The sequence below is a fragment of the Zooshikella harenae genome (assembly GCF_018837975.1).
Taxonomy (GTDB): Bacteria; Pseudomonadota; Gammaproteobacteria; order Pseudomonadales; family Zooshikellaceae; genus Zooshikella; species Zooshikella harenae.
The window spans coordinates 1-7,159 of the sequence record NZ_JAGSOY010000119.1; the positions used below are offsets into that span (position 1 = coordinate 1).

Genomic DNA, 7,159 nt, shown 5'->3' on the forward strand with positions numbered 1-7,159 from the left:
TTAAATACAGTAGCAATAATGTCAGTGTTGCCCTTTTCATAATTATGTATTCCTTAATAGTCTTAATTAAAAGCACCCGGGATTGTGACTTTGTTATCGTTATTGGTCAAGCTGTACTTTATTAGTAAATTCATATTAATTTTGTTTAAGTTAATTTTATTTTAATAATTGCATAGATAAATCAGCATGGCACTCTGTTAAAGAGTTTTTATACCTGTAGAGATGTATTATTAATGGTTCACGTTGAAAAGGCTATTTTTTTACTAAAACATTGTTATACAACATTTAGATAGCTCACGTTGAACACGCCGTAAATACATCCCTGTAGGCTTGGTTGCCGCTTCCGTGCGGCAAACAGTTCAACATAAGCTATCTAACTGTTGTTTCCATCAGTGCTTATTGAAAGACAGCTTACGCTTATTGATCAACGTTTGAGTGGTGACGTTATTGATATAGAAGAAGGTTTGTTTGCAGGAGACTTGCCCCCTTTACCCTAGATTATGCCATATATAGTGTACTTATTTACAACGGACTCGCTTTGAAAGCTGTTGTCCTTCTAATGTGTTTATAGTAAGAGTATTATTTGCTGTATTTAGCTCAAACTGTTTGAAAGATTCCCAGCTTTCACCTTCACCTGATATTGAAAAAGTTATATTTAGCTTTCTTTCGTTCTCGACGTTGACCCTTGTGACCTGACCCTGACTCTCCCAATAGCGTACAACTCTAGCTTCAATCTCCATCCTCATATCACTGGATGGCTGAATACATGCTTCATTACTAGTGTCCCATGTACCATGAAATAGTTTTGGGATTTCTTCAAGTTTTTTCTCAGCTATTGCTGAGTTACTAAGCATAAAAAAGATTACTAGAAAATATTTCAGCATCCTAAACGTCCAAATTGATATCCACATAACGATTAATGAATCGTCATCATAACATAAGCCATTACCTCATTGCAGGCTTTATGAATAAGGGGACAAGTTGCTTTTTTAGTAATACTTCTGAGCGTTGCATAATGAGCATAATCTGTCTTTCAATGTACATTGATGGTAAGATGTTGAGCTGTTTACCGCACGGCAGCGGCAACCACGCCTAGTACTGTGGTAAGTAGTATAAATCAATAGACTTGCCACCTATACTCAGATATGTAACAACTCAATTGATCTATTTCATGACTTACAAAGTGTAGTCCTAATGTCTTATAAAATAATAGCCAGTAAACTAATACAAATTATTGATGTAAAGTTATTTGCACTATTAGTAATCACTTCTCAGTGTTTTTTAGCAGGTTGCTCTACAAGCCCTTTGATAGATGCTGCACGACATGGGCGATTAAATACTGTTAGCCAATTAATCGATGATGGTGCAGACATTGAAGAGAAGCCTTTTTTAGGGTTAACTCCCTTAGCTACTGCTGCAAGCAGCGGTCATTTAGACGTTGTTAAACTATTGATCGAAAAAGGTGCGGATGTAAATGGTAAAAGTAAGTTTAATGCAAGAGCCCATCTTGTGGCTACTTATCATGGGCACCTTGATATTGTTCGGTATCTCATAGAACAAGGTGCAGATATGGAGTCAAAAGGCGTTTTAGACTACACAGCGCTGATGATTGCTGCAAGGCGAGGTCATTACGATATAGTAAAGTATTTGGTTGAACAGGGTGCTAATCTTGAAGCAAAGGCTTATAAAAACCAAACCGCTTTAATCGTAGCAATTCAAAAACGCTACCGTTATATTGTTAGGTATTTAATGGAGCAAGGTGCAGATATTGAAGCGCGGTCTTTTGATGGAGAAACACCGTTAATGACAGCAATAAAGCGAGGTCATATCAATATTGTAAAGGATCTTGTCGCCGCTGGTGCAGACCTTAATGCTACGGATGATAATGGATTAACTGCAAAAAACTGGGCGGAAGATTCAAATAATCAAAGTATTTTAAAGTTTTTAGACGAGGCTACAAAAAAAGAGCTTAAATAATTTTTATGAATAAACTGTCGTAAAAAAGGTTATTTTTTATTCTTGCTAGTGCCCATATATAGTGCTCCACCCTCCCCCCGAATACGCTATTGTGGTACTTATAAATAAGCAATGAATGTTAAGTCTGCCCCAGCCACTATACTGAAATTAAATATAACGATGAGTGCTGTGACCAGGGGCCGTTCATGAACATACCCTATGATGTTATTCGCCAGTTCCCACGCCCAGGTGAGTCTTGTTACTTGCTGCTAGATGGGGCCAGTGAACCGGGTTTGCTAAACCGTATTTATGAAAAAGAAAAAACACCGCAGGTGTTCCCTCTTTTTGAGCAAACGCTTTTTGCTGAATTAAGTGATTTATCCCCTTTGCTGGTCAAGGTTGACCCCTTAGGCCGTTTTTTTATTGATTATTTATACCGAGGTATTACTCATCACTGGGGGTTGGTATTAAGCAGTGACCTTCCTTTTGAACAGCTCGTACTGCATGCCCAATGGTGGTTGACGGTGAATCATCCACAAGGTGGTGAAATGCTGTTTCGGGCTAGTGATCCACGTATTATTTGGCGACTGCTTGCAGCATCAACACCGGAACAACATGAATACTGGCTAGGACCATTTGCTTCTGTGGAATGTCCGATGTTGGATAATACATTTGATGATGCTATCTCAATAACATCCCATGGCACGTTGAAATTAATGGATGATTGCTGGTTGAGCGTCACCAACCCTAATCCGACGTATGACGTACATCGTTATAAGCAGTTACAAACATTTACGATAAAGCAAATAACCGCTATGGAAGTACCGACACACGTCAGAGCATACCAGCAATTATATGAATATGTTGCTCAATATTACCCTGATCTGTTGTATAACAAGTTACTCGTGTCTGCTATTTATCAATTTATGTGTCAATTTAACAATCATATGCGGACACTGGTGCCTGATGATCAGGTGCTTAACAAGCAACCGTTTCCGTTGGTATATGCCCTCACCGCTTTAGCCAAAGGTTTACATTGTCAGTCTGCAAATGAATTGTATTTAGTGGTGAATATTGTTGCGCTGCTGGGAGAAAAGCTCTTTGTTGGACGACATTATTTAGCCGTTTACCAACTCATGACAGAAGCTGACGCGCGACCGCTTGAGGCACGGCTTAAAGAGGCTTATGTGCTTGCTAAGCAGTATAGGGCGCAGTAACGATGACAAGTGATACCTCAGATAATAGTCCTTATGGTAAGCCTGCTAATGCTGAGGAGGCGATGGCAGAAATAGCGGATGGTGGCACTTTAGATGGTGTGGCCCACTGCCCTGTTAAAGAGGCGTTTATTTATCTCTACCCTACTCGCTACGCCTTAATTGAACAAGAAGTTGAACATCCTGCATTAGCACCTGGTTTTGATGCGTTAAGCAAACCTGTAGGTGTTCGATTAGCGCGCAAAGGCTTTGTCTATATTTTCCATTCGTTAAAGCCTGATGAGTTATTGTCGTTTGAAATTCAGGATGACAGCCCATCATCATTATATTGGGAAAAGCAGGATTGTGTTGGTAAACCCAGTGTATTAACCGCACCCATTAAATTATTACGCCAAGGGTTTATTGAGGTTGTGTACTCGGAAGTAGCCTGGACGGACAACAAAATAGCTGAAGTGAAGTCAGACCCTCGGTTAAGACGTCAGTATATGCAGCGCGTTGATCTGGATGATTATGACTTTGGTAACGGCGCAACCCATCTAGTGCCATTGGATAGTATCTCAACGGTGCTCAGTGAGTGTATGGATCAAAAACCGGTTGAGCCGTTTTCCGACAATGAACCTCATTTACCATTTGAGGAAAAAGGCTTTAGCTGGTCTTCCTTGCCTTTGGCGCAAGCCTCAAAAGGTAAAGTCATGGTCGAAACCCAGGGTAGCTCATTTAATACCGCATTGTTGGTATTACACGACTTGCTTGGGGTATTACATGATATTGATCTGCACGCTGAATGTATTTATCGGGAAAAACGTGAATGGTATGAAAATAATAAACATGCATTGCATGCGGGGCAATTTGTTCAGGGGTTATATCAAGTCAGCCAAGGCGATTTAAGTAATCATTTTAAGCAAGCTGAAGCCACAAGAAGTCTGGATGCGTTGGATCAACAAAGCCTAAAAGACTATACCCGTGTCGCTGAATTACGTAATGAAGCTGACCTGCTGCGTATAAATGCCGCTCGAACCAAGCGCTATGGTAAACGAAATAAGTTGTCGTCTAATTGGTTTGAACGTTTTGAAAAACTTAATGCAGAAGCTGACCATAAAGAGGCTCAAGCTCAGCAAATTGAAGAACAGCTCGCCCATAAACATGGCCGTAATCATACCCGCTATCAAGCTGCTGTTGAGAAATACCGTAAGGGTAAACTCAGTATGTACAAGGATGATAGCTTGTGGAATATACCGCGCATTGAACAACGTGTTCGCCTCAAGGCCATGAAAACCTTTTTAGCTAATGCAGAGCAGCTGGCTGAACATATCGCTGACTTGGAAGAAGACAACAGTCGTGATCGCAATAAACTGCTACCGCGTATCAATAATGCGCTCTGGTATTTTGATATACTAGTCTCTGATCAAGTGAAGCACTTACATGAAACTCACTTTCGTTGTATTGCCAACCTTTGTGGCGATGCGGAAGGCAAAGGCGTTGATTTAGCACACAAGCTGTATATTGATGAGTTTGGAGAAGAAAACCGGGCCTCATTATTTATTACCAATTACAGTATCGAATCGGCCAATGAAATTAATAATGCCTCCAATACGACCGATGATTTAAAAACCATTTTATCGACGGCAAACGATGTCAGGGAATTAAAATCATTGCTTAAATTGGATCAATTTCCAGAATTAACAGAACACCTTGAATTACGTGGCAGTATCATTGCGGCGTTGACACCCGCGTATATCCGTGAAGTCACACGTACTTTCGATCAGCTTAATAACCTGGATACCATGACGCGAGCCCGACGCGTGATTCGTCATACTAAAGTCAGCTTTGACTTGCTTTTGGTCAATGCCGCCGCCAATGATAATTTAATGATTCGTCTGCCCAATGCAGAAGCCACAAATGAATTTCAACGTGCGTTGGATCAACTAGGTCAAGATCAAGGGGTTATTCGTACCTTAAAAAATAAACGTAAAAGTATACGTCAGCAAATTAAAAAAGCTCAACAGCGCCGCGACTGGTCTACAACACGAGCATTAGAGCAAGAGCTGGACGCGATTAAACAAACTTCTGTAGAAAAATGGCAGTCATTACAAAATGCCAAAGCAACGGTTCGAGCTTATACGTCCCCTGTAAACCCCACTCAAGGCATGAGTGGCTTTAAGGTTGAGGGACTCAGTGACGTAGAAATAAATACCCTTAATCAGCATATTGAAGGCTTCCGAAGAGGCATGCTGACGAACTATGGACAGGGGCATACGCTTAGTAGTGTGGGTAGTAGTATCAGGGCTATTTTTATTCCAGTGTTACTGTCTATTACCAATATTTTTAATGCATTTAGTACCTATGAAGATCTTGCGCACAAAGAAGTTCTTACATTTCCAGATTTAGCAGAGCTCTTTGCAGATATCTCAGGAGCTGTAACAGCCACTGCTTCTGTTGGTGTTGAACTATGGCGACAAAGTATTGAAGGAGGTATTCAGAGGGGAAATCCTTTTCTGGTTAATACGTTAGGAAAAGTCGTTATTATTTCTACCCTATTTTTAAGTTTCGTTGATGGGTTAGGAGCACTATCAGATAACGTTAAAAAATTTAAAGAAGTCAGTGATGCACTTGAAGATAACGACAACATAGCTGCGGCTGGCAATGCAACCTCCATACTGGGAAATACCTTCGTACTGGTGGGTAACGCTCGGCAGGGATTTTATGCGTACCAAGCGTTTAAGTTTGCTCGCTTGCATGGCATGAACTACGGTGCAGCACTCGCCCGCTTTGCAGGCCCGATTGCCAGTGCCATGCCTTGGTTAGTCATTGGTGGCGTGCTTATCCTGATTGGTGAAGTACTGTATGAGATCTATAAATCCCCACCGATTATGGTATGGGTTGAGCGTTGTTATTGGGGTAGGCAATCTCAAGGTTGGAGTCATCAAGAGGAGCAACAGCAGTTAGCGGATGCGATTATGCGTCCACAGATTGAAGTTCAATACTATGTTGAGGGCCATATCGAAAATAAAAAATACGACTTACACCCTCAATCCGTTCGCACTCATAACATGGTGGATATCACGATTTCTATTCCTGGAATCAAACGTAGTAGTTTTGTCATACCTAAACACGCTACTCCTATACAGCAGAGGGAATCCCCCCTACAGATTGGTATTGCTGTAGCCAACAATTATCAAGCACAAGATATTACTTTTTATATGTTAAATACGGCCTCTGCAGCATTTAACCATAATATGTTGCAACTTAAATTATTTGTTTCAAGAGAGGCATTAAAGAATGCATCCAGCTTAAGTTTTAAATTTATCTCCAGGCCCGATATGGCCTATAAGCCGGTACAGGAAGATAAAAACTATGTTAGATATACCGTTAAGCTGGACGAGTTTCAATACGAAGATGATGACAAGCCAGGTATGGTTCCTGCCCTTGAAGATAATGATACATTGCCAGGAGAGCAGCGTATGAAGCTGTTTGCCATTAATGATGCCTGGTTGAATTATGCAGAAGACCTTGGTGAAACTGATGTATAAGTTCTCTGACGTTGAACACAGCGATGGTGTGACCTCACTGATATTATCGCCATTACCCATATGGACAGGTTATAAGGCCGCAGATCCTTTAAACGTACTCACAAAAAAAAATGATGTATTTATCGATATTGGCAGCGGCAATGCTAAGGAAGCATTTGAAGTATTGCATGGTGCTTTTTCTCTCGTGTGTATAGGATTTTTTTTTATATATATTTTATTTGTTACACTTATCGAACCCCAACATGGCTTTTTAAATTGGGATATCATTATAATTACAGCCAGCGGAATTGTTTTTGCTTTTTGTATGTGTACGTCATATGTAATTATAGGGCATATTCAACATGGCAAAGAAAACATGCAGACTCGCTTCAACCGGCAACGCCGTGAAGTCGCTTGGGTGGATGATAAAAAACAGCTTCACCTTGTGCCTTGGGAGTCCTTTAAAGCCTGGGTCAGTAC

5 protein-coding genes are annotated in these 7,159 nt (G+C 40.7%); 4 read left to right on the forward strand and 1 reads right to left on the reverse strand.

Annotation, left to right across the window (positions count from 1 at the left end):
* Positions 1-518: 518 nt before the first annotated feature.
* Positions 519-854 carry a hypothetical protein gene (locus KCG35_RS22935; RefSeq protein WP_215822190.1) on the reverse strand — a complete coding sequence of 112 codons (336 nt, stop codon included), beginning with the start codon at positions 852-854 and terminating at the stop codon, positions 519-521.
* Between the two features lie 340 nt (positions 855-1,194).
* On the opposite strand from KCG35_RS22935, the gene KCG35_RS22940 reads away from it, so the two are divergent.
* The 4 genes from KCG35_RS22940 to KCG35_RS22955 form a co-directional block, all read left to right on the forward strand.
* Positions 1,195-1,977 (forward strand): ankyrin repeat domain-containing protein, encoded by a 783-nt coding sequence (locus KCG35_RS22940; RefSeq protein WP_215822191.1) that lies wholly within the window; start codon positions 1,195-1,197, stop codon positions 1,975-1,977.
* A gap of 185 nt (positions 1,978-2,162) precedes the next feature.
* Positions 2,163-3,173, forward strand: coding sequence for a DUF4123 domain-containing protein (locus KCG35_RS22945; protein ID WP_215822192.1), 1,011 nt, complete (start codon positions 2,163-2,165; stop codon positions 3,171-3,173).
* 2 nt (positions 3,174-3,175) lie between these two features.
* Positions 3,176-6,700, forward strand: a complete 3,525-nt coding sequence (locus KCG35_RS22950; protein WP_215822193.1) for a toxin VasX — start codon at positions 3,176-3,178, stop codon at positions 6,698-6,700.
* Positions 6,693-7,159: hypothetical protein (locus KCG35_RS22955; protein WP_215822194.1), on the forward strand; the 467-nt coding region annotated here is incomplete at its 3' end. The genes KCG35_RS22950 and KCG35_RS22955, both read left to right, overlap by 8 nt.